Genomic DNA, 22,936 nt, shown 5'->3' on the forward strand with positions numbered 1-22,936 from the left:
GACCATGATCCCTTGACCCTTTTTATATCCTTTGCCACGGTATTTTTGCCGGGAGGATACCGCTTTGAGCATGACCATCACCAATAATCCAAAACGTCCGGAACCGCAGGCGCTGGCTGGCACCCTCGAAGCGCTGGCCGCGCGGTTCGGCAACCGGCTGATCACATCACAGGCGGTGCGCGACCAGCATGCCCATACCACGACCTGGCTGACGCCGCAGCCGCCCGATGCGGTGGTGATGGCGCAGGAAACCGCCGACATCCAGGACGTGGTGCGGATTTGCGCCAAACACGGCGTTCCCGTGATCGCGTTCGGTACCGGCACCTCGCTGGAGGGACAGGTCAACGCGCCGGCCGGCGGCGTCTGCATCGACCTTCGCGACATGAACAGGGTGCTGGAGGTCCACGCCGACGACCTCGACTGCGTGATCCAGCCCGGCGTCACCCGCAAGGCGCTGAACGAATATCTGCGCGACCAGGGTGTGTTCTTTCCGATCGATCCCGGCGCCGACGCGTCGCTGGGCGGCATGGCGTCGACCCGCGCGTCCGGCACCAACGCGGTGCGTTACGGCACCATGCGCGACAATGTGCTGGCGCTCAAGGTGGTGCGCGGTGACGGCGAGATCATCACGACCGGCACCCGCGCCAAGAAATCCAGCGCGGGTTACGACCTGACGCACCTGTTTGTCGGCGCCGAAGGCACGCTCGGGATCATCACTGAGCTCACCATCAAGCTGCGCGGCATTCCCGAAACCATCGCGGCGGCGGCGTGTTCCTTCGAGACCGTGCGCGGCGCCTGCCAGGCGACGATCCTGGCGATCCAGACCGGCATTCCCGTGGCGCGCATCGAATTGCTCAATGCCGAGCAGGTGCGGGCCTGCAATTCCTATTCGAAATTGGCCCTGCCGGAGACGCCGCTATTGCTGCTGGAATTCCACGGCAGCGCCAACGACGTCGCCGAGCAGTCGAAGAATTTCAGCGAGATCGCCAAGGAATGCGGCGGCGGCGATTTCACCTGGACCACAAGGCCGGAGGATCGCACCAAGCTTTGGCAGGCGCGGCACGACGCCTATTGGGCGGTCAAGGCGCTGCGTCCCGGCGCCGGCGTGGTGGCGACCGATGTGTGCGTGCCGATTTCACGCCTCGCCGATTGCGTCACCGAAACCGAGGCGGATCTCAAGCGCCTCCAACTGCAGTCGCCGATCGTCGGCCATGTCGGTGACGGCAATTTCCACTGCTCGCTTCTGTGCGATGTCGACGATCACGAAGAGATGGCGCGCGGCGAGGACTTCATGCACCGGCTGGTCGAACGGGCGCAAGCGATGGGCGGCACCTGCACCGGCGAGCACGGCATCGGGCAGGGCAAGCAGAAGTACCTGAAGGCTGAACTCGGACCCGAGGCCATCGACGCCATGCGCGCGATCAAGGCCGCGCTCGATCCGCAGAATATTTTCAATCCCGGAAAGATATTGCCGGCGGTTTAGCGGTTGTACGCATCAACGCGGTGGCATAATTGCGCTGTGCGTATGCCAGCCACCAAAATGCCACGCGCGATTCACGCGGAACTTTCATAATTCCATTGCAATTGCGATGAGACGGTTGGCGAGCCGCCGGCTTTGCTGTGACGCGCCGCACAAAGCGGAAGTGTGAGCTGATCTGCAAAATGCGCATGCTGCAGTTTTCTCAAGTTGTGTTCAGATAAAGCACACGCAAGCTCTCTATCGCGCCGTTTTGCGCCTCGTTTTGGCCGAGTTCTTCCGTTCAGCTTGTCACCATATCTGAATCCCGATCACGCGCTACAGCATCGGCCGAGCATCAGCCAGAATGGCATCGACCGGAATTGCATCAGCCAGAATTCGAGACGCCAATGTCATCGTTTTCAGATCAGACGCGGCGCACGCTCATCCTGACGGCTCTCGCCACCGCAGCGCGCATCGCGGCATCCGAACCTGCTGCGGCCGATGAAGATCAGCCCGGCAGTGACGAGCGACCTCAAAAAGCCGACCTTCTCGTTCTCTCCGAAGGCGAACATGCGGGTGAAATCATCAGGCCGCAGGATCTGAAACCCGGCGGACCGCCGGTGCGCGCCTGGCCAAAAGATCCGAAAACCTCGGTGATCCGCAAGGGTTCGCGGTTGAACGAGGTGCTGGTCATACGGCTTGATCCCGCCGAACTTGATGACGAGACGCGCGCGCACGCGGCGGACGGCATCGTCGCCTATTCAGCGATTTGTGCCCATGCGGGATGTCCCGTCACCGCCTGGGTGAAGGGGGCAACGGACGACAAGGATGTATTCAAATGCGTTTGCCATAATTCCGAATATGACCCCCGGCAAAGCGCGCAAGTGGTGTTTGGACCGGCGCTGCGGCGTCTTGCGGCGCTTCCACTGGCGATAGCCAACGGCTCGCTGATCGTAGCGGCGACGTTTGTCGGAAAGGTAGGTGCGCAGCAAGCAGGGTGACGGCGGTCAGCCGCCGCGACGGTCAATACAGTCATGAAAGAAAATAACAACAGGGAAAACTAACAGGAAAACAAACAGGGAGGAGCGTCTATGACCACGAAGCAATGGCTATTGTCGAGCTTGGTTGCGTTCACATGCGTTGCGTCAATCCCGGCCGGCGCCGGCCCGATTGAAAATTACAGCCCGGTGACCGCCGATCGCCTCAATAATCCGGAACCAGGCAACTGGATGCTTTATCGCCGGACCTATGACGGTCAGGGATACACCCACTCGACCAGATCAACACCTCGAACGTGAAAAGCCTGACGCCGGTGTGGACGTTCTCGACCGGTGTCATCGAGGGGCACGAGGCGCCTCCGATCGTCAACAATGGTGTGATGTTCGTCGCAACCCCGATGGGGCAGGTGATCGCCCTCAACGCCAAAACCGGCGACGAGTACTGGCGATACAAGCGCCAGCTTCCCGACGATCTGTTCCAGTTGCACCCGACCAGCCGCGGCGTGGGTTTGTGGCAGGACAAACTATATCTGGCCACGACCGACGATCACGTCGTCGCGCTCGACGCCAAAACCGGCAAGGTGGTTTGGGACAAGAAGGTCCAGGACTACAAGAAGGGTCAGTACATGACGCTGATGCCGTTGGTGGTGGACGGAAAAGTGATCGTCGGCGGCTCGGGCGGCGAATTTGGCGTCCGGGGCTATGTCGTCGCGTTTGACGCCAATGACGGCAAGGAACTGTGGCGGACCTTCACCATTCCCGGCGAGGGCGAGCCGGGCCATGACACCTGGAGCGGCGACGACTGGAAATCGGGCGGCGGATCCGCCTGGATGACCGGCAATTACGACAAGGACACCAAGACCATTTATTGGGGCATCGGCAATGCCGCACCGTGGCCGGGTGGAACTCACCCCGGTGACAATCTCTATACCAGCTCGGTGCTCGGGCTCGATCCCGACACCGGCAAGATCAAGGCCTTCCACCAGTACCATCAAAACGATTCATGGGATTGGGACGAGGTGGATGCGCCGATGCTGGTCGACCTGCAAAGGGACGGCCGCTCGTTCAAGAGCCTGATCCATCCCGGACGCGATGCGATCTTCTGGGTGCTTGAGCGCAAGCCGGACCGCATCAATTATGTCGCCGGCTGGCCCTTTGTTAAAACCGATGTCTGGAAGGGCATCGAGGCCGAGACCGGCAGGCCGATCGTCGACCCCGCGCATAAACCTACGCTCGGCAAGCGGGTTGAGTTCTGTCCCTCACTGTGGGGCGGCAAGGATTGGCCATCCGCGTCCTATAGCCAGAAAACCGGATTGGTCTACGTTCCCGCCAACGAGAATTTCTGCGGCGGCTTTACCGGCGAGAAGGTGCCATTGGTTCCGGGACAGCTCTGGCTCGGGACCAAGCCCGAAGATATCGGCCTGTCGGTGGTTCCCGGCGCCGATCATTATGGCGAACTGCAGGCGTGGGACCCGGCCACCGGAAAGAAGGCCTGGTCGCACAACTTCGCCAAGTCGCAGTTGTTTGGGTCGGTGACCGCGACCGCGGGTGATCTGGTCTTCGCCGGAGGCACCAATGATCGGTACTTCGGGGCGTTCGATGCAAAGACCGGCGAAGTCCTGTGGGAGCAGAAGACCAACTCCGGCATCATGGGCATGCCGATGGCCTATGAGGTGGACGGCACCGAATATATCGCCGTCCAGTCCGGCTGGGGCGTAGACGCGCAGCGCATCCAGGACGCGCTGGCGGGCGATCATATCGGCATCGAGAGTAACGTGCCGCAAGGCGGCGTCGTCTGGGTGTTCGCCGTCAAGAAGTAATCGGCGGGATCGGACCTGCCCGGGGTACCAAGTCAGCCCCGGAAAAGGGCGGCGGACCAGATCGCCGCCGCCCTTTTTATTATCTTATTATCGAACAACTCCAATCGAATAACTCGGACGGTCGAAGCCGTCTTAGATTTCAAGTTGCTTGCCGATCGGCAATGCCCGAATGCGTTTGCCGGTCGCCGCGAAGATGGCGTTGATCAAGGCTGGCGCAAACGGAGGCACGCCGGGTTCCCCGACGCCGCTGGGCGGCGTATCGGCATCGGCGGGCACGATATGTATCCTGGTCACCAGCGGGGCCTCGTCGATCCGGACCACAGGGAAGTCGTCAAAATTGCCCTGTTGGACCTTGCCGTCCTTGAAGGTGATCTCGCCATATTTGGCGAGGCTCAGCCCCATGATCGCGGCGCCCTCGAGTTGCGACTGGATTCGTTCGGGATTGACGAACATGCCGCAATCGATGGCGGTGTCGACCTGGTGAACGGTGAGTTTTCCTTTATCGCCAACCGACACCTCGACGATGGTCGCGATGTAGCTGACGAAGCTGCGATGCACGGCAATGCCGAGCCCATGTCCTTGCGGCACGGTCCGTCCCCAGCCTCCCTTGTCCGCGACCACCTCGACCACGCGGCGCAGCCGCGCGGTATCGATCGGATAGCTGTCGTACGGCTCGCCGTAGTTCCAGGGGTCCTTCACCGAATCGAGCTTGACGATCCGTGGCGAGCCGATGAGTTCCAGCAGCATCTCCTTTTGATCGCGGTTGGTGGCATGGGCCAGCTCGCCCACCATGGACTGGACCGCAAAGGCCCGCGGGATGTTCGAGACCGAGCGGAACCAGCCGATCCGGGTATGGGCGGAGGCTTCCGGATTTTCGCATTGAACATTCGCGATCTCGAACGGCATGTCGATAAGCCCCATGCCGAGCTCGAAGGGGGCCTCGTGCACCGCATTGGCTGCAAATGTCGAGGCGATGCTTGGTGCGACGCTGCGGTGTCGCCATGCAATCACCTTGCCGTTCTTGTCGAGGCCGGCTTCGATACGTTCCACCGAGACGGTGTGCAGGAAGTCGTGACGGACGTCATCTTCCCGGGTCCATTGCACCTTCACGGGCGCGCCAAGCGTCTTTGAGAGCAACGCCGCCTCAAGCGCGAAATCGCACTTCGATTTGCGCCCGAAGCCGCCGCCTAGCAGCGTGACGTTGACGGTCACATGATCCTCGGGGATTCCCAGCGTTTTTGCGACGTCCTCGCGCGTGCCGCCGGGACTCTGCACCGGTGCCCAGATTTCGGCCTTGCCATCCCTGACGTTGGCGATCGCGACCGGTGGCTCCATGCTGACATGTGCCAAATGAGGCAGGTAATATTCGCCGACGATCACCTTGTCGGCGCCTTTCAGGGCGGCGTCCACATCGCCCTCCTTGCGCACGACCAAACCGGGCTTGCGCGCGGCTTGCTCGAGTTCGCTCCGGTAGGCGGCCGACTCATATTTGGCGTTGGCCCCGTCATCCCAGACGATCTTCAGGGCATCGCGTCCCTTGATGGCCGCGCCGGTATTGCGCGCGATCACCGCGACGCCGCCGAGCGGCTGGAACTTGGATGGCCACGGCCAACCCTGCACCTCCATGACTTTCTCGACGCCGGAGACTTTCATGGCGTCGCTTGCATCGAACGACACCAGCTTGCCGCCTGTCACCGGCGGCCGCGCAATCACGGCGTACTTCATGCCCGGCAGACGCGTATCGCCGCCATATTGCGCCGCGCCGACGGTTATATCGCGAAGGTCGACGATGCTGACTTCGCCCTTGCCGAGGTAGCGGAAGCTCTTCGGGTCCTTTAATTTCAGGCTTTCAACGTTCGGCACCGGTTCCTTCGCGGCGTCGGCAGCAAGCTCGCCGAACCCGACACGACGGTTGCTGGCGGCGTGAACCACCTCATGATTTACCGCCTTGACCTCGGTGACCGGCACGCCCCAGCGCTTCGCGGCGGCGGCTTCGAGCATCGTGCGCGCCGACGCGCCGATCTCGCGCATCGGGATCAGATAGTGCCGCGTGCTGCGCGATCCATCGGTATCCTGATTGCCGTATTTGACCTCATCGCCGTCGGCCTGCTTTACCTTGACGCGCGACCAATCGGCTTCCATTTCCTCTGCCACAATCAACGGCAGGCTGGTGCGCACACCGGTTCCCATTTCGGAACGGTGGGCCAGGATGGTCACGGTTCCATCTGATGCGATGGCAACGAAAACGCGCGGGTCGACCACGGTGCCGTGCGGCATCTTGCCGGCGCCGGTTTGATAGGCCGCGAACGCCTGACGTGACATGACCGGCGCGGCCAACACCAACCCGCCCGCGATACCGAGACCTCTTAGAATGCTGCGGCGGGAAACGTTTTCGACCTTGATGCGGCGCTCAAAGCCGCGAAGCTTGTTGGGGTTTGCGATGATGTTCATGATCAGACCCCCGTCGAAGCGAGATGGACCGCGTTTTCGATGCGCTGGTAACAGCCGCAGCGGCAGATGTTGCCCGACATCGCCTCGCGTATCTGATCGTGGGTGGGCTTCGAATTTTCCATCAGCAGCGCGGCGGCCTGCATGATCTGGCCGGCCTGGCAATAGCCGCATTGCGGGACATTTTCCTGACGCCAGGCCTTCTGCACCGCGTGATCGCCGGTGGGATGAAGGCCCTCGATGGTGGTGACCTCGCGGCCGACCACGTCGGAAACCGAGGTAATGCAGGAGCGTACGGCTTCCTTATCGACAATGACGGTGCACGCGCCGCAGAGCGCCTGGCCGCAACCGAATTTGGTGCCGGTCAGTCCGGCTTCATCACGCAGATACCAGAGTAGTGAAAGGGTCGGGTCGCCGTCCCAGTTTTGCTCATGGCCGTTAATCTTGATCTTGATCATGATCGTTCCTCGCTCTTCATAAGCTGCCGATGTCTGTTCGGCGTGAGCGAGAACATGTTTCTTAACCGCTCGACGCCGTCGCTATAAGTCTGCTCAAAGTCTGTTCATATGATCTCGCGCCAGCTGATCTCGCGCGAGCGGGCCAAAGCCGCAGACCACACCACACGGTCCGCCTGAATTTCTATTTCTGGGCCTGGGGCCATCCTCCTGCTTTGATTCGGTTGGTTCACTCAATCCGCCAGGCGAGATCGATGTTCCCGCCACGCTATCAGAAAGCGGAGTGGATCGATTTCACGGTGTGTTGTCTGGCATTTGTATTTGGCAAAAGCGGGGCCCTGCTGCAGAAACCTTTTGCTTTTGGTCAGCAGCGCTTACGCGGTAACCCGAAGCAGACACGGTCGTGGAGTTCGAGCGCAGCAATCGAAGCCGACGCCAAGGATTTGCAGTGAGTACGTCCGACGCCGCGCTGAGGTCCGCCATTGGCACGGTGAAGGCGGCGTCCGCCCCGCGGAATATTTTCAATCCAGGAAAGATATTGCCGGCGGTTTAGGGATTATCCCCGAAAACGGACCGCCGGCGCGGAGGATGTCACAAAACTGGACACGGTTGGCTGTTGACGGCCACTTTTCCACCTCCGGTCGAATAGCTCTTGCGGGATACCGTCGGTTGCGAAACAATTGGCGAGTCAGGGGGAGATGGTTCCGCATGCGTTGTCGAGGCATCATAGCGCTCATTATTGTTGCGCTGCTCGCAGGATCGCTGCCGGCTGCGGCACAGCAGGTCGATCCGCCGGCAGGATCCCTGCGCGCCAGAATCAAGGCGAGATATCTGGAGAAGCGCGACCGGTTCCTGCACCGCACCAAGGATTTGTATTTCGCCCTGGGCTGCAAGGTACTCGGGAGCGAGGCCGGCATTCTTCCGCTCACCAGCAGCCAATCCTATCTCGCATTCATTGGCGAGCAGACAATCGTCGACACCCAAGAAGAGAGATTGAAGGACGAGAGCTTGCGTCAGGCCGCCGTGCAGGAAGGTCTGGATCGTGCCGCACGGCCCGGCGAATGCGACTACTATCGACGGCATCCGCAAGCCGCCGAAGCCGCGCGCCGCGCGATAGCCGAAGCATCCGTAAAACAGTGAGATGCTGGAGGATGCGATACCGGCGGGCAAGCTTACAGACCGGCTTCGGGCAGGGCGATGTGGTGGTTCGACAAGCGCAAGCGCAAGGAAATCTGGGACGAACCGATCCAGTGGCCGATCGGCGATATCGAAGCCGCGCACAGGATTCGGGATATCTGCCGCTCCGCCGTCGATAGTGCCGAAAAAGCCGGTGGCATTGCCGAGGACAACAGGAAGAACGACACCAAGAATAACGAGAACAAGAATAGCGACAGCAAGAACAATAGCGATAGCAAGAACAACAGCGATGGCAGGAGGAACAAACATGAGGCCGACCGATACGAGCGCGCCGCCAAGGCCGCGATGGAAATCGCCATCAAGATCTCCGACGACCTGTTGCGCGATTCCTCCGTTCGCCAGATCGTCGATCTGTGCGTGAAGGCCAACGATCTCCGGACGGCGCGGATCCTGTTTCGCGCGATTCAGACCCCCTCGATCAGACAGGAGGTGCTGAATGACCATCCGATATTTCGACAGTGAACATGTGTGCGGACGCGGCAACCTCGCGCCCGGCAGCAGAGCAACGGGCGCCTCGTTCGCCGTCACACCAAAAGGTTCCTGATGCGGTTTCGCTTCTTTTACGGCTGGGTCATCGTCGCGGTGACATTCGTGACCATGGCGATCGGCGTCAACGCCCGCACGGCGTTCTCGCTGTTCTTTCCGCCCATCATCGATGAGTTCGGATGGGAACGCGGCGTTACCGCGGGCGCCTTCTCGTTCGGTTTCCTGGTTTCCGCGGGCATGAGCCCGCTGATCGGCCGCATGATGGATCGTTTTGGTCCTCGCGCCGTGATGGAACTCGGCGTCGCGTTGATGGCAGGCGGCTTGTTGCTGGCGCCGCTGACGACGCAGCCATGGCACCTGTATCTGACCATCGGCGTGCTGGTCGGTGCCGGAAGCATCTGTCTCGGCTATTCCGGCCAGTCGCTGTATCTGCCCAACTGGTTCAATCGCCGGCGTGGGCTCGCGATGGGACTTGCTTTCGCGGGGGTCGGCATCGGCTCGATCACGCTGCTGCCGTGGGCGCAGCACATGATCGAGAAAGACGGATGGCGAACGGCCTGCACGGCGATGGGCGTTCTGGTTCTGGTCGTGCTCGTGCCGATCAACCTGTTGCTGCGCAAGCGGCCGGAGGATATCGGGCTGCGGCCGGATGGCGACGCAGCACCTTCGGCATCATCGGCGGAGCCGGTTTCGAACATCGTCGACCCCGATTGGGCCGGCGTCGACTGGACGTTGAAGCGCGCGATCGCGACCGCGCGCTTCTGGTGGCTCGCGACCGGGTTTTTCGGCGGATTGTATGTCTGGTATGCCGTGCAGGTGCACCAGACCAAATATCTTCTCGACATCGGCTTCAGCCCCAACGTCGCGGTCTGGGCATTGGGCGCGGTCAGCCTGCTCGGCATTCCCGGGCAGATCCTGCTCGGACATGTCTCCGATCGGGTGGGGCGTGAATGGATCTGGAGCACGAGCTGCCTGGGTTTCGCGATCTGCCTGGCGGCCTTGATCGCGCTGGCGCGATTTCCGACGTTGACGCTGGTCTACGTCATGGTGGTGGCGCAGGGCGCGCTCGGCTACGGCGTGACCTCCGTCATGGGTGCCGTGGTGATGGAGATATTTCAGGGCAAGCATTACGGCAGTATTTTCGGAACCATCATGCTTGCCGCCCTCGCCGGAGGTGCCGCGGGCCCCTGGGTCACCGGCATGCTGCATGACCTGACCGGCAGCTACACGCTGGCCTTCGCGATCGGTATCGCAGTGTGCGGACTATCCGGAGTATCGATCTGGATGGCGGCGCCCGGCAAGATTCGCGCGGTCGCGGGGCAATTGCACCGGGCGCAGGCTTAGACGATGGCGAGCGCGGAAATGCCACCTTTTGCAGGCTTGCCGTGATTGGCGGTTTGTGGGCTTAATCTGCGTCTCGAGCATGATCCGGTTTTCCCCGGCACAAGCGCGAAGCGTTTGTCCGCAGATCATGCTCAGAAAACCGAAATGGAGGGCGCCCATGAACGAACATGTTCAGGCTGCGACATCAGCGCCGCTTTTCAATCCGCTGGCGCCGGAATTCATTCGCGATCCTTATCCGCATTACGAGCGGATGCGCAGCACGGATCCCATGCATCTCAGCCCGTATGGCATGTATGTCGCGAGCCGACATGCCGAGGTCAGCCTGGTTCTGCGCGACAAGCGGTTCGGCAAGGATTTCGTCGATCGGACCGTGCGGCGCTATGGGCCTGATGTCATGGAGGAGCCGATCTTTCGCAGCATGCGGCACTGGATGCTGCAGCAGGACCCGCCCGACCACACCCGCTTGCGCGGGCTGGTGGTGAAGGCCTTCACGGCGCGCCGGGTCGAGGACATGCGGCCGCGCATCCAGGCGATCGTCGATGAAACGCTCGATCGCATCGCCCCGCGCGGGCATATGGATATGATCGAGGATTTCGCGTTCCGCCTCCCGGTGACGATCATTTGCGACATGCTCGGGATTCCCGCCGAGCATCGCGAGGCGTTTTACACCGGTTCGCGCAACGGCGGACGGCTGCTCGATCCGGTGCCGCTGTCGCCGGCGGAAATCGCCGAAGCCAATACCGCCAGCACCATGTCCGCGATGTATTTCCAGCAGCTGTTTGAACTGCGGCGGCGCCAGCCCGGCGACGACCTCACCACGCAACTGGTGCAGGCCGAGGAAGACGGCAGCAAGCTCTCCAACGAGGAACTGACCGCCAACATCGTTCTGCTGTTCGGCGCCGGTCACGAGACCACCGTCAACCTGATCGGAAACGGGCTGCTCGCGCTGCATCGTAACCCCGATCAGCTGGCGCTGCTCAAGGCCAATCCCGCGCTCATCACCAATGCCATCGAGGAGTTCCTGCGCTACGATTCCTCGGTGCAGATGGCCGGCCGGGTCGCGCTGGAGGACATCGACGATCTCGGCGGCAAGAAAATCCCGAAGGGTGAAACCGTGCTCTGCCTGCTGGGGTCGGCCAACCGCGACCCGGCGGTCTATCCCGACCGGCCGGACCGCCTCGATATTGTCAGGCCGAATGTGCGCCCGCTGTCGTTTGGCGGGGGCATTCACTTCTGCCTCGGCGCCCAGCTGGCGCGGATCGAGGCGGAGGTCGCGATCGCGACGCTGTTGCGCCGCCTGCCGGACCTGCGACTCGACGACGCGCAGACGCCGGAATGGCGTCCGACCTTCGTCCTGCGCGGCCTCAAGCGCCTGCCCGCCAGCTGGTGATGGCGCCAAGTGCAGCCGTAAGTGCGCGCTGTCACGCGAGGTTGCTGTGACTTCGCCACTTTTGTCTCTATATATGGCACTGCTCCGGCCTTGATTTCCGTGCGGCGGCGGGTGGGTCACCCGGATCGTCATGGCAATGGCGCGCAAAGCCGGAGCGAATGGACGGCGCGATGCCGCGCAAGCCAGGTGAGCCGGAGCGTGCTCAAGGGGAGACACCGTGCAGACGACGCTGCTCGGATTTGCGATTGCCGTCATCATTGCGCTGATCGCCGCGCTGGTCGGGCCGTATTTCATCGACTGGGATCAGTTCCGGCCGCAATTCGAGGCCGAAGCCACCCAGATCATCGGCGCCCCGGTGCGCGTCGCCGGCAAGCTGGATGCGCGGCTGTTGCCGTCGCCGTCGTTACGGCTGCGCTCGGTGGTGGTCGGCGGCGCCAACGATCTCGGCAAGGTTCGCGCCGACAAGCTCGATGTCGAATTCAGCCTCGGCTCGCTGATGCGGGGCGAATGGCGGGCCACCGAACTCACGATCGACGGCATGGCGCTCGATCTCGGGCTCGATCCGCAAGGCCGGATCGACTGGCCGGCATCGACCGGCAGGTTCAACCTGGGGACGCTTGCTATCGACCGCCTGAACCTGACCGGCCGCATCGCGCTGCATGACGCCGCGAGCCGGGGAACGCTGGAGTTGAACGATATCGCCTTCAGCGGCGACGTGCGCTCGCTGGCAGGCTCGGTGCGCGGCGACGGCAGCTTCGTGCTGTCGGGCGCACGCACCCCGTTTCGCGTTTCATCCGGGCAGGGTCCTGACGGCAACGGCACCCGCATTCATCTCAATATCGATCCCGGCGCGCGGGCCCTGTCGGGCGATCTCGACGGCGTGCTGAGCTTCGAGGCCCGTGCCCCGCGCTTCGAAGGCGCGGTGACGCTGGCCGCTTCCGCCGGGCCCAAGGTGAGCGGATCCAAAGTGAACGAGCCCAAAGTGAACGAGCCTAAGACGAAGAGCGCCGGCAGCGATGCGTCGCCGACCCCGTGGCGGATCTCGGCCAGGATCAAGGCCGATCCGGCCGCAGCCCGGCTCGAGCAGCTTGAAGCCAGCTATGGCTTTGACGATACGGCGCTGAAATTTGCAGGCCAGGGCGACATCCGCTTTGGTGCTTCGCCGCTGCTTCATGCCGTGCTGTCGGCGCGGCAACTCGACGCCGACAGGTTTGCCGCCAAGGAAAACGACAAGCAGAACGACAAGCAGAGTGACAAGCAGAGTGACAAGGACACCAGCGGCGCCGAGCCGATCCGGTTGTTGCCGGCGCTGCGCGCGCTGATCGCGGCGGCCCCGGAGCCGCCGATCCCGGCGCAGATCGAGCTCAGCTCCGAGCAGATCATGCTGGGCGGACGCCCTTTGCAGAATTTCGCCGCCGATCTGCGCGCCGATGCCAAATCCTGGACCATCGACCGGCTGGATTTCCGCGCGCCGGGGACGACCCATGTCTCCCTGAGCGGCGTCTCCCTGAGTGGTGTCTCCCTGAGCGGCAGCCACGCGCAACCCGGTCCGTCCGGCCATTTCCAGGGCGCGCTCAGCGTCGAATCGTCCGATCCCGATACGCTGGCGGCGTGGTTGCAGGGCCGCAGCGAGGTGACCTATCGCAGCCAGAAGCCGATGCGCCTGCGCGGTGACGTCAATGTGGCCGCCGATCGCGTTGCGATCGACGCCATCAAGGCCGAGATCGACGGCGGGGCCGTCGAGGGGCGGATCGCGGTCGCCAATGCCGCCGCGGGCGGCGGCGCCCGGGTCGATGCGGAATTGAAGGCGGAACGCCTCGATCTCGATGCCGCAGGTGCCTTCGTGCGTTCGCTGCTGGGTCCACAAGCCGAGTGGCCGGAGCAAATGCAGCTGTCGCTGGATATCGGCCACGCCATTTCGGCCGGCCAGGAATTGCACCCGTTTGCGGCCAAGCTTGGCTACGGTCCGACGGCGATCTCGCTCGATCGCCTGAAAATCGGCGAGGCCAGCGGCGTCGCGGTCGAAGGCACCGGCGCCTTCGACCGGGTCAACGCGACCGGAAAACTGGCGCTGAATTCGAGCGCCGCTTCGCTTGGCCAGATCACCGGGCTGATCGCCCCGCTGGCGCCGGCTTTTGCCGCGCGGCTCAATGCGATGGGATCAGGTCCGACAGGATCAAATCCGACAGGATCAAGTTCTGGCCCCGCACGTCTCAAACTGACGCTGGCGCTCGACAAGGATTCCGAACACGCCGATCAAACCATTGCGCACGCCGCGCTCGATCTCGACGCGCCGCAACTGAAAGGTAACGCCACCCTCACGGCCAGGCCCGAGGTCGCGGCGCTGCGCGGCATCGATCTCGACAAGCTCCGGCGCAGCGAAATCAGCATCGAGTCGAAACTGTCGTCGGAGCGGGGTGGTGCGTTGCTGGCCTTGCTCGGGCTCGACGGCATGATCGCGGCCGGGGAGGGCCCGGCGCAATTTCAGGGATCGGTGAGCGGCCTGTGGCAGGCGCCATTGCGGCTGAAAATCAGCCTGTCGGGAGCCGGCCTCGACGTCGAAGCGCAGGGCACCGCCGAACCCTGGGCCGCGCAGCCCAAGGCCGGCGTCAGCCTGAAGGCGCGCAACATCAATCTCGCGCCGCTGTTCGATCTCAAACCGTCCGACCGGCTGATGCAGAACATCAGCGTGACCTCGCGCGTGTCGCTGTTGGGCAGCAAACTGACTTTCGAGGATCTGGACGGCGCGATGGCCGGTTCGCGGTTACGCGGGCGCGTGGCACTGACCCTCGATGACGAACGCAATGTCGAGGGCGAAGTCGGTCTCGAGGCGCTTGACCTCGCACCGGCCTTCGCGCTGGCGATCGGGGCGCAGGGGCGTGATGCAGCCGAGCCGCTCGGGTCAGGGCTGTTGAAGGGCTGGCGCGGCCGCATCGCGTTTCAGGCGCTGCGCGGTCAGCTGCCGGATGGCGGCGAGTTGCGCCCGTTCAGTGGTATCGTGCGAAGCGACGGTCAATCGCTGACCTTCGACGCAATCAAGGGCGGCATCGGCGGCGGCGAGGCGACCGCCACGATCGACGCCAAACAGACCGCGAATGGCATTGCCCTCAATGCGCGCCTTCAGCTCAGCGCGGTCGACGGCACGGCGCTGCATTATCGGGCGTTGAAAATGCCTGCGGGCAAGACGTCGATGCAAATGACGCTGGCGAGCCAGGGACGCAGCGCGTCGGCGCTGACGGGGGCGATGTCCGGCAGCGGAACCGTGACGCTCGAATCCGTTGCCATCGGCGGTCTCGATCCGCGCGCCTTCGATGTCGCGATCCGCGCCAGTGACGCTGGGCAGGCGACCGACGACATCAGGCTGCGCAAGATTGTCGAGCCGGTTCTGGCGAGCGGCGCGTTGTTGGTCGCCTCGGCGCAAATTCCATTCACGATCAGGGATGGCCGGCTTCGCGTCGGCGCCACCACGCTCGATGCCGAAGTTGCCCGCGCCGTCATTTCCGGCGGTTACGATATTCCGGCGGACCAAGCCGATATTCGTGCAACCGTTGCCTTGGCGGCGATCGGACAGCAGGCCAGCCGTCCGGAAATCGGGGTATTTGCGGCGGGTTCGCCCGATGCGCTCGATCGCACCGTCGATGTCGCGGCGCTGTCGTCATGGCTGGCGGTGCGGGCGATCGATCGCGAGACCCGCAGGCTGGATTCGATCGAGCGCGGCGAGCCGCCGCCAGCCGTCACACCGGCCTCGATTCCGCCGGCCATCGCGCAACCACCGCTCGCGGCGCCAAGCGCGGTACCAAGCGTGGTGCTGCCCGGTCAACCACCGAAGCCAAGAGTCGGCGCGCCGCGTCCGGCGGTGCCGCCGGGCACGAGCGCGCCGCCGGCCACCAATGCGCCCGTTGTGAGCCAGCAGGTCGCGCCATTGCCGCCGCCGATCGAAGTGCGCCCCGCTCCCGGCGTGGCGCGGCCGCCGAGACCAAGACCGCCTCTGGTGTTGACGCCGCCGGCGGCGGCACCAGTGCAGCCGACATTTTAGGCATCATGATCCAGCGCGTGACGATCCTGAGTTGAAGCGCCACCCGCCGCGTCAACTCGAACTCATCTTCGTTTTTTATTCCGCAGCCGACGGGAAATTAATTCGCGCCTGCACACGATTGTTTTATCGAGGAATCCGCACGGTAATACCTTTGTCATCCAACCGTTAAGAACGGCCCCTAAAGACCGATCTCGGGACAAGAAGACCAAAATACGGGGTTGGGGTAGTGGTGGCGTCAGTGTTGAGCGGCTTTGGCCGCGGGTTTCGTGCTGTGTCGGTTTCTGCAGTGTCGGTTTCTGCGGCGCCGGTTTCATCCGCTTCGCCTTCGGCAGGCAAAGGCCTGAGGCGGCGTCTGACACTGTTATGTTCGGCATCCGCCATCGCCATGAGCGTCGCTGGCAGCGCCCAGGCCGGACAGGCGTCGCTGTCGTCATTCCAGACCTACGACCCCACGATGGCCTCGACCATCGTGCCCGGTACGCTGGCGTTGTTTGAGGTGCCGGTCGACAGTCTGCGCTCGACGCAGCTCAATGAAGGCTTCACGGAAGTCGACAAGAAAGCCACCGGCTTCGACCTGCTGACCCCGTCGCAGTTGCAGGCCAACCTGCTGACCGACATCGAACCGGTCGTGATCGGCCCCGGCGGCCAGCTTTTCCTCACCGACGGCCATCACACGTTTACGGCGTTGCAGGATTCGATCTACGGACCGTCCAATCCGAACGTCTTCGTCAACGTCATCGCCAATTATTCGAACCTGACGACCGCCCAGTTCTTTGCGATGATGCAGTCGCAGAATCTGCTGCTGCCGCTCAACAATGGTGTGCCGGTGTCGGTCAATCTGGCGACGGGCGCGCCGTTTCCGACCAGCCTCACCGGGCTGACCGAAGATCCCTATCGCGGATTAGAATACAGCATTCTGAAGAACAAGAACTCCAAGCTGTTCACGACCACCAGCAACATCACGGGTGCGAAGGGTGCGGCGACGCCCGGCCTCGACAAGATGACCGGATTCTATTCGGACTTCCTGGAGGCGGCGGCCTATCGCGGCGCCAATAACGGCCTCGGGCTTCCCTACCTGTCGCCGGGCGATATCGCGATCGCGACCCAGTGGAATCTGACGGCATCCAGCAAGACCACGTTGCCGAATGTCGCGGGGACCGTCACCGCGGCGCAGTTGCCGGGCTTCATCCTCTCCAGCAACATCACCGAGAGCGGCGTCATCAGCAACGCGACCCTGGCCAACGGCGCGATCGACGGCAACGGAGGTTTCACCGGGATCACGACGATCAACGCCGGTACCGCCGCCTCGCCGATCACCATCGGGACGCCGAATGTCGGCCTTATCATGCAGCTCGGCAACGATAACGGTAATACCGTTACGCTAAGCGCCGCCAACACCTACACCGGCGGCACCTCTATCCTCGCCGGCAATCTGATTGTCGCCAGCGACGCCTCGCTGGGTGCCGCGGTTCCGGCCGGCGCGACGATCAATCCCAACAATGTTCTCGCCAGCGTTCAGGCGGCGAACGGCATCATTTTCAACAGCCTCACCGAAGGCAACGGCACGCTCACACTCGGGACAGCGGTCGGAACCGGTACCACAACGTTCACGAGCAGCAGGCCGATCGCCGTCGGTGGCGAGGCCGCCACCATCAATATCAATGGCAACATCGCCACGCTGGGCCAGATCGTGTCGCTCGGGGTCAACGGCGTCGGGATCGGCAACGCCGCGGGCATCTCCGACCTCACGATCGACGACAACGCCAACAACAAGGGCGTGTTGATCCTGTCGACGGCAAGCCCGAATTTCTTCGGCAATCTCATCGTCGGCAATACCAATGCCCCGACCGTGCGGGTCATGAACGATGCGGCGCTCGGCAACACCACCGGGCCGGCGGCCTTGATCGGCGAGGTCGAACTGAACGGCGGTACGTTCCAGGCCGGCGCCTCCTTCGCCGCCCCCGAACGCAACTTTTTCCTCGCCAGCGGCAGCAACTTCGATGTCAACGGATTCACGACAAGTTGGGGAACTCTGACCGACGTCCAGCGCACGCTGCAGATCCTCAACAGCAACGCGACCACGGCCGGCGCGGTTACTTTCAGTAGCCTCGAGGTCAGCGCCACCGCGACGCTGAACGTCAACGGCGGCTCCGCCGGCACCAGCGTGACCTTCGCCAACGGCATTATTCGCGATCCGGCTGCCACGTTGATCCTGCAACCGACCAGCGGCGCGTTCGGGACCACGGAAAAGGTCTTCGACAATTCCACCGGGGCGAATGCAACGAACACCGTGACCAATGGCATCGTTGCGCCGTGGATCGTGGTCTACGACGCCACCTCAAGCAATCCGACTCCCGCCAATCCCTACAGCTTCGCGACCTACAACAGCGCCACGGGCTTTACGGCGACCGCCGGGAACAGCACGAACATCCTGACGGCGACGGGCAACAGCAGCGTCCAGCAGAGCGCCAGCATTACCGGCACGACGGTCACCGGCAATCTTGCGGCCTATGCGCTCAACGTCCAGAACGCAGTCGGGATCAACCTCAATGGCAACACCCTGACGCTTGGTGACGGCAGCCATCCGGCAGGATTGATCCTCGACGGCGGCGCCAGCATTACCAACGGAACCCTGGCGACCGGCGCCAGCGAACTCGTCGTTTGGATGGCGGGACAATCAAATAACACCAACACCATCTCGGCCCAGATCACGGGCTCGGGTGGGCTTACCTTTGCGGGCGGATTGCAGTCGACCAATCCCGGTGTGTCCAAGACCACCGCCGCCGGTTCGGGAACCGTGAACATCAATACGGCGACAGCCGAGACCGGCGCGATCACGATCGATTCTGGCGTCGTCACCTTGAACGCCGTCAATGCTTTTCTGAGCAGCAAGACGGGCGTCCTGCTTGAGGACACCAAGAAATCACCGTCGCCGGCGGTCCTGAACATCGCGGCCAACAACGCGTTCACGGCGCTCAACAGCGTCGGCAGCAACAGCACCATCAATATCAATGGTAACTCGGTGTTGACGATCGGCGACACCGTGAACAATTTCAGTTCCACGCTGTCGAGCGTGATCGCCCAAACCGCCACCAATGTCATCGGCGCGCTGACCAAGGACGGCTCGGGCCTGCTCGATCTGTCGGGCTCAGGTGGGGTAAGCTTCGGTACGGGGAGCACCGTGGTCGTCAACGGCGGTCAGCTCCGCATCGCCAACGGCGTCTTCGGCGCTTCCGCCACCACGGCGATCAGCCTCGCCGCCGGCACCGAGCTGCAATATGCCGGCAATGACGGATCGAAGTTCAACGATCCGGTCAGTGGCGCCGGCATCTTCCATCTGATCGGCGGTACCGTTCAGCTCACCAGCACCGCCAACACCTACACCGGCGGGACCGTGATCGAGCAGGGATCGACCCTCGACCTCACCACCGCGAACGTGTCCAGCGGCAATGCCAACATCATCAATGCCGGTGGTCTGGTCGTCTTCGATCAAACGCTCACCGGTGCCGCATCGGTTTACAACGGCGTCATCAGTGACGGTCGCCAGATGGAGGCGACATCAGGTCCGTTGCTGTCCGGCAGCCTGGTCAAGGATGACTCGACCGGCGCCAGCAGTGGCAATCTCACGCTGGCCGCGGTGCAGGCCTATTCCGGCGGTACCTTTGTCGAGGCCGGCTCGCTTACGCTGGGTGTTGCCAATGCCGTCGCCAGCAGCAGCGGCGTCGATCTCGGACGCGTCGGTGGTCCGCATGGAACCGGCGCCGCGGCACCCGGCGGCGCGGCAACCGCGACTTTGATACTCGGTGCCAACAACACCATTCAGGGGTTGATGGACGAGGCCGGCAACAATACCGCCGTGCAGCTTGGCGGCAACACGCTGACGCTCAATGTCGCCAGCGGTGCAGTGTTCAACTATGCCGGCGTGATTTCCGGCACCGGCAATCTGGTGATGTCCGGCAGCGGCGCCGAGTTCCTCAACGGCACCAGCACCTATACCGGAACGACGACGGTCAATGGCGGTCTGCTCAGCGTCAACGGGTCGATCGCATCGTCGAGCCTGACCACGGTGAATGCCGGTGGCGCGCTCGGCGGCACCGGCACCGTCGGCAATACCGTCATCAACGGCGGCACCCTGGCGCCCGGCAACAATTCCACCGGTGCGATCGGCACGCTGAACGTCAGCAGCAGTCTCGTGTTCACGACGGCGGCGCAATATCTGGTTCAGGTGACGCAGGCCGGCGCGAGTGCGACCAGTGTCACTGGCTCCGCCACGCTCGCCGGTCGGTTCAGGTCGTCTCGCCGACCAACAGCTACCGGTTCAACCAGCCTTATACGATCCTGACCTCCGCCAGCCTCGGCGGCACGCAGTTCAACACGCTGAGCCTGCCGAACTTCATCACGGGCGCGCTGAGCTACTCGCCCAGCAATGTCTCGCTGTCGCTGTCGCTGGAATTCGAACAGACCGCCGGGCTCAGTACCAACCAGAAGAATCTAGCGTCGGCGATCGACCGCGCCGCCAACACCGGCGGCTCGCTGCCGGCGGGACTCTCCACGCTTCTCAGTCTTCCCGCGTCGTCGCTGCCCGGCGTGCTGTCGCAATTGTCGGGTGAGATCGGGACCGGCTCGTTGCAGACGACCTTCAGCGCCATGACGCAATTTTTGGGCTCGCTGCTCGATCACCCCACCGGCGCTGATGTCACCGCACCGGCGTCAGGCGCATCGCAATATGCCGATGACGGGTCGAACGGGACGTCGCTCTCCAAGAGCGAGCGCGACGCCTACGCCGCCGTCTACAACAAGGCGCCGCCGCGGCCGGCCGATCCGTTCGCCCAGCGCTGGAGCGTATGGGAGGCAGGCTTCGGCGGGTCGCAGACCACCGATGGCAATGCGACGCTTGGATCGAACGGCAGCACCAGCAGCATCGTCGGTATCGCCGCCGGCGCCGACTATCGCATTTCGCCCAATACGGTGGCCGGGTTCGCGATCGCCGGTGGCGGCACCAGCTTCAACGTCAGCGGTTTCGGCAGCGGACATTCGGACCTGTTCCAGGCCGGTGCCTTCATCAAGCACACGGTCGGCGCGGCCTATATCTCCGGCGCGCTCGCTTACGGCTGGCAGGACGTCACCACCAGCCGCTCTGTGACCGCCGGAGGGAGCCTCGATCAGTTGCAGGCGAATTTCAACGCCAATGCATTTTCGGGACGCGTTGAGGCCGGTTATCGCTTCGCGACGCCCTGGATCGGCGTCACGCCCTATGCCGCGGGCCAGTTCACCACCTTCGTGCTGCCGTCCTATGCCGAACAGGCGATCGTCGGCACCAACAACTTCGCGCTGTCCTATGGGGCGCAGAGTGTCACCGATCCGCGCAGCGAACTCGGCCTTCGCACCGACAAATCCTACGCGCTCGCCAATGCGGTGCTGACGCTGCGCACCCGCACCGCGTGGGCGTATGATTACAACACCGATCGCGGCGTGGCCGCGACCTTCCAGGCGCTGCCAGGGTCGAGCTTCGTCGTCAACGGTGCCACGCCGGCGCACAACTCGGCGCTGACCTCGGCCTCGGCCGAGGTCAAATGGCTGGACGGCTTCTCGGTGGCCGCCACCTTCGACGGCGAGTTCTCCAACGTGACCCGGTCCTATGCCGGCAAGGGCGTGGCGCGTTACACCTGGTAAGCGGCGGCTGATCTGCCGGCGCTTTCCAGGGCGTGAACCCATCAATTCAGCGGCCTTGGGCGGTGTCGGCTTTGCGGCGCATAACCGACTGACGTTGGACATCGCGCGTACCGCGGATTTCGCCGTGAGCCAGGTTCATGATATCGTCCCGACATTGCATGGCGATCAGCCTCTTTTTGGACGGGACGAATGGCAATCGAGCTTGGCAGGCGGCAATTCGTTACTGCCCTCGGCGGCGCGGTGGTCGCGTGGCCCCTCGCCACAAACGCGCAACAGTCCGGCCGTGTGGCGCGGCTCGGCATACTCGTCGGTTTGCCAGAGGGCGATCCGGAAGGCCAGCGTTGGCTCAAGGCTCTGCTCGAGGGGCTCGAAAAGCTCGGCTGGAACGACGGCGTCAATCTCAGGATTGATCTGCGCTGGGGCGGCGTCGATCCCGATCACATGCAGAAACTGGCAAAGGAACTCGTCGACCTTCATCCCGACGTCATCAACGTTACGTCTACGCCGGCGACAGCCGCAATTTTGCGAGAGACGAAAACGATCCCTGTGGTTTTCAGCGTTGTTTCAGACCCGATCGGTTCAGGCTTCGTGCAAAGCCTGGTCCGGCCGGGCGGCAACGCGACCGGCTTTCTCAATATCGAAACCTCGGTGGGAACCAAATGGCTCGAACTGCTCAAGGAGATCGCACCCGGTACATCCCGGGTCTCGGTCCTGTTCAATCCAAGGACCTCGCCGCAAACTCCTTTCTATTTGCAGTCCATGCAATCCGCCGCGGAGCAGCTTAAGCTTCCGCTTGCGGTCAAGGAACTCGGCAGCGTCGACGACATCGAGACGGCAATCGCCGAGCTGGCGCGATCGCCGGGCGGTGGCCTCGTGCTGACACCTGATCTTTTCACCGCGGCGCAAACCCAGCGCGAACTCATCATTTCCCTGGCCGCCCGCGATCGTATTCCGGCGGTCTATTGTCTCGCGGTGTTCGTCAGAGCCGGGGGCCTGGTCTCCTATGGAACCGATCAGCCGGATTTGCAGCGCCGCGCCGCCTCCTATGTCGACCGCATTTTTAAAGGTGAGAGGCCGGAAAATTTGCCGGTACAACAGCCGACCAGGTTCGAGTTTGTTGTCAACCTCAAGACCGCCAGGACGCTCGGCCTGACGGTGCCGCCATCGCTCCTCGCCACCGCCGACGAGGTGATTGAATAAGGCGCTGAATGTCCGGTTGGGGGCATTCACGACCAATTGGCTCGACCAAATTGGCGGGTCCGAGCTATGTCCGCTGTTCACCCGGTTGCGACCCAACCGCGGACATCGCTGGCGGTCCGGTTGGTGCCATGGCACAAAGTCGCTGCGCTCCAGCCCACTGCGCGGGAGCAAGAGCCGAGGGACTCGTAGTCGATGGAGAGGACAACGATAGGCTTTGGTGACAAGGTCAACACGATCAACAAGCGTACTGTTGGCGTGCAACGCGTGATCAAGAACAGCCAGCAAGAAGACCTGCGGGCCCATCACCTTGATGCGCCGAGCGACAACGACCGCACCGGTTAGGCAATGGCAAAATTGCCTTGACGAAAGCGCCAGCCAGTTTGCTTTAATGTGCCTGAGGTATTTCTGCTCGCAAGAAATTGATTCACGC

At 63.0% G+C, this 22,936-nt stretch carries 15 protein-coding genes and 1 pseudogene; 13 read left to right on the forward strand and 3 right to left on the reverse strand.

Annotation, left to right across the window (positions count from 1 at the left end):
- Nucleotides 1-64: 64 nt before the first annotated feature.
- From ABR948_RS13675 to ABR948_RS13685, 3 genes and pseudogenes are all read left to right on the forward strand, one after another.
- Nucleotides 65-1,483 carry an FAD-binding oxidoreductase gene (locus ABR948_RS13675; RefSeq protein ID WP_428118498.1) on the forward strand — a complete coding sequence of 473 codons (1,419 nt, stop codon included), beginning with the start codon at nucleotides 65-67 and terminating at the stop codon, nucleotides 1,481-1,483.
- Between the two features lie 383 nt (nucleotides 1,484-1,866).
- Nucleotides 1,867-2,460: a QcrA and Rieske domain-containing protein gene (locus ABR948_RS13680; protein WP_428118501.1), complete on the forward strand. Its 594-nt coding sequence runs from the start codon at nucleotides 1,867-1,869 to the stop codon at nucleotides 2,458-2,460.
- 90 nt (nucleotides 2,461-2,550) lie between these two features.
- Nucleotides 2,551-4,277, forward strand: a pseudogene (locus ABR948_RS13685) (methanol/ethanol family PQQ-dependent dehydrogenase).
- Between the two features lie 132 nt (nucleotides 4,278-4,409).
- Here the strand turns inward: ABR948_RS13685 and ABR948_RS13690 are convergent.
- Entirely contained in the window at nucleotides 4,410-6,728 is a 2,319-nt protein-coding gene (locus ABR948_RS13690; protein WP_428118503.1) for a xanthine dehydrogenase family protein molybdopterin-binding subunit, read from the reverse strand.
- Between the two features lie 2 nt (nucleotides 6,729-6,730).
- On the reverse strand, nucleotides 6,731-7,183 hold the full coding sequence (locus tag ABR948_RS13695; RefSeq protein WP_428118506.1) for a (2Fe-2S)-binding protein: 453 nt from the start codon (nucleotides 7,181-7,183) through the stop codon (nucleotides 6,731-6,733).
- Nucleotides 7,184-7,434: 251 nt separating this feature from the next.
- On the opposite strand from ABR948_RS13695, the gene ABR948_RS13700 reads away from it, so the two are divergent.
- The 7 genes from ABR948_RS13700 (at nucleotide 7,435) to ABR948_RS13730 (ending at nucleotide 19,975) form a co-directional block, all read left to right on the forward strand.
- Nucleotides 7,435-7,632 carry a hypothetical protein gene (locus tag ABR948_RS13700; RefSeq protein ID WP_428118509.1) on the forward strand — a complete coding sequence of 66 codons (198 nt, stop codon included), beginning with the start codon at nucleotides 7,435-7,437 and terminating at the stop codon, nucleotides 7,630-7,632.
- Nucleotides 7,633-7,888: 256 nt separating this feature from the next.
- Entirely contained in the window at nucleotides 7,889-8,320 is a 432-nt protein-coding gene (locus ABR948_RS13705) for a hypothetical protein (protein WP_428118512.1), read from the forward strand.
- 57 nt (nucleotides 8,321-8,377) lie between these two features.
- A complete protein-coding gene (locus tag ABR948_RS13710) occupies nucleotides 8,378-8,839 on the forward strand; it encodes a hypothetical protein (RefSeq protein ID WP_428118515.1) in 462 nt (153 codons plus the stop codon).
- Between the two features lie 81 nt (nucleotides 8,840-8,920).
- On the forward strand, nucleotides 8,921-10,207 hold the full coding sequence (locus ABR948_RS13715; RefSeq protein ID WP_428118518.1) for an MFS transporter: 1,287 nt from the start codon (nucleotides 8,921-8,923) through the stop codon (nucleotides 10,205-10,207).
- 157 nt (nucleotides 10,208-10,364) lie between these two features.
- Nucleotides 10,365-11,597 (forward strand): cytochrome P450, encoded by a 1,233-nt coding sequence (locus ABR948_RS13720; RefSeq protein ID WP_428118521.1) that lies wholly within the window; start codon nucleotides 10,365-10,367, stop codon nucleotides 11,595-11,597.
- 217 nt (nucleotides 11,598-11,814) lie between these two features.
- Complete coding sequence (locus ABR948_RS13725) at nucleotides 11,815-15,633, forward strand: AsmA family protein (protein WP_428118524.1); 3,819 nt, start codon at nucleotides 11,815-11,817, stop codon at nucleotides 15,631-15,633.
- A 385-nt stretch (nucleotides 15,634-16,018) separates the two neighbouring features.
- A complete protein-coding gene (locus tag ABR948_RS13730) occupies nucleotides 16,019-19,975 on the forward strand; it encodes a ParB-like protein (RefSeq protein WP_428118527.1) in 3,957 nt (1,318 codons plus the stop codon).
- A gap of 70 nt (nucleotides 19,976-20,045) precedes the next feature.
- Here ABR948_RS13730 and ABR948_RS13735 read toward each other — a convergent pair whose 3' ends face one another.
- On the reverse strand, nucleotides 20,046-20,282 hold the full coding sequence (locus tag ABR948_RS13735) for a hypothetical protein (RefSeq protein ID WP_428118530.1): 237 nt from the start codon (nucleotides 20,280-20,282) through the stop codon (nucleotides 20,046-20,048).
- On the opposite strand from ABR948_RS13735, the gene ABR948_RS13740 reads away from it, so the two are divergent.
- The 3 genes from ABR948_RS13740 (at nucleotide 20,281) to ABR948_RS13750 (ending at nucleotide 22,848) form a co-directional block, all read left to right on the forward strand.
- Entirely contained in the window at nucleotides 20,281-21,306 is a 1,026-nt protein-coding gene (locus ABR948_RS13740; protein ID WP_428118533.1) for an autotransporter outer membrane beta-barrel domain-containing protein, read from the forward strand. The genes ABR948_RS13735 and ABR948_RS13740 overlap by 2 nt on opposite strands.
- A gap of 189 nt (nucleotides 21,307-21,495) precedes the next feature.
- The gene (locus ABR948_RS13745) at nucleotides 21,496-22,506 is read left to right on the forward strand and encodes an ABC transporter substrate-binding protein (RefSeq protein WP_428118536.1); all 1,011 of its coding nucleotides are present in this window, start codon (nucleotides 21,496-21,498) and stop codon (nucleotides 22,504-22,506) included.
- A 192-nt stretch (nucleotides 22,507-22,698) separates the two neighbouring features.
- Entirely contained in the window at nucleotides 22,699-22,848 is a 150-nt protein-coding gene (locus tag ABR948_RS13750; protein ID WP_428118539.1) for a hypothetical protein, read from the forward strand.
- Nucleotides 22,849-22,936 lie beyond the last annotated feature (88 nt).

Source organism: Bradyrhizobium sp., from assembly GCF_050014615.1.
Taxonomy (GTDB): Bacteria; Pseudomonadota; Alphaproteobacteria; order Rhizobiales; family Xanthobacteraceae; genus Bradyrhizobium.

Coding starts and splice junctions, on each gene's coding strand:
- ABR948_RS13745 (WP_428118536.1), top strand. CDS start 21,496: ATGGCAATCGAGCTTGGCAGGCGGCAATTCGTTACTGCCCTCGGCGGC.
- ABR948_RS13735 (WP_428118530.1), bottom strand. CDS start 20,282: ATGGCGCTGAAGGTCGTCTGCAACGAGCCGGTCCCGATCTCACCCGAC.
- ABR948_RS13750 (WP_428118539.1), top strand. CDS start 22,699: ATGGAGAGGACAACGATAGGCTTTGGTGACAAGGTCAACACGATCAAC.
- ABR948_RS13730 (WP_428118527.1), top strand. CDS start 16,019: ATGAGCGTCGCTGGCAGCGCCCAGGCCGGACAGGCGTCGCTGTCGTCA.
- ABR948_RS13700 (WP_428118509.1), top strand. CDS start 7,435: ATGTTCCCGCCACGCTATCAGAAAGCGGAGTGGATCGATTTCACGGTG.
- ABR948_RS13740 (WP_428118533.1), top strand. CDS start 20,281: ATGACGCAATTTTTGGGCTCGCTGCTCGATCACCCCACCGGCGCTGAT.
- ABR948_RS13680 (WP_428118501.1), top strand. CDS start 1,867: ATGTCATCGTTTTCAGATCAGACGCGGCGCACGCTCATCCTGACGGCT.
- ABR948_RS13715 (WP_428118518.1), top strand. CDS start 8,921: ATGCGGTTTCGCTTCTTTTACGGCTGGGTCATCGTCGCGGTGACATTC.
- ABR948_RS13690 (WP_428118503.1), bottom strand. CDS start 6,728: ATGAACATCATCGCAAACCCCAACAAGCTTCGCGGCTTTGAGCGCCGC.
- ABR948_RS13720 (WP_428118521.1), top strand. CDS start 10,365: ATGAACGAACATGTTCAGGCTGCGACATCAGCGCCGCTTTTCAATCCG.
- ABR948_RS13695 (WP_428118506.1), bottom strand. CDS start 7,183: ATGATCAAGATCAAGATTAACGGCCATGAGCAAAACTGGGACGGCGAC.
- ABR948_RS13705 (WP_428118512.1), top strand. CDS start 7,889: ATGCGTTGTCGAGGCATCATAGCGCTCATTATTGTTGCGCTGCTCGCA.
- ABR948_RS13710 (WP_428118515.1), top strand. CDS start 8,378: ATGTGGTGGTTCGACAAGCGCAAGCGCAAGGAAATCTGGGACGAACCG.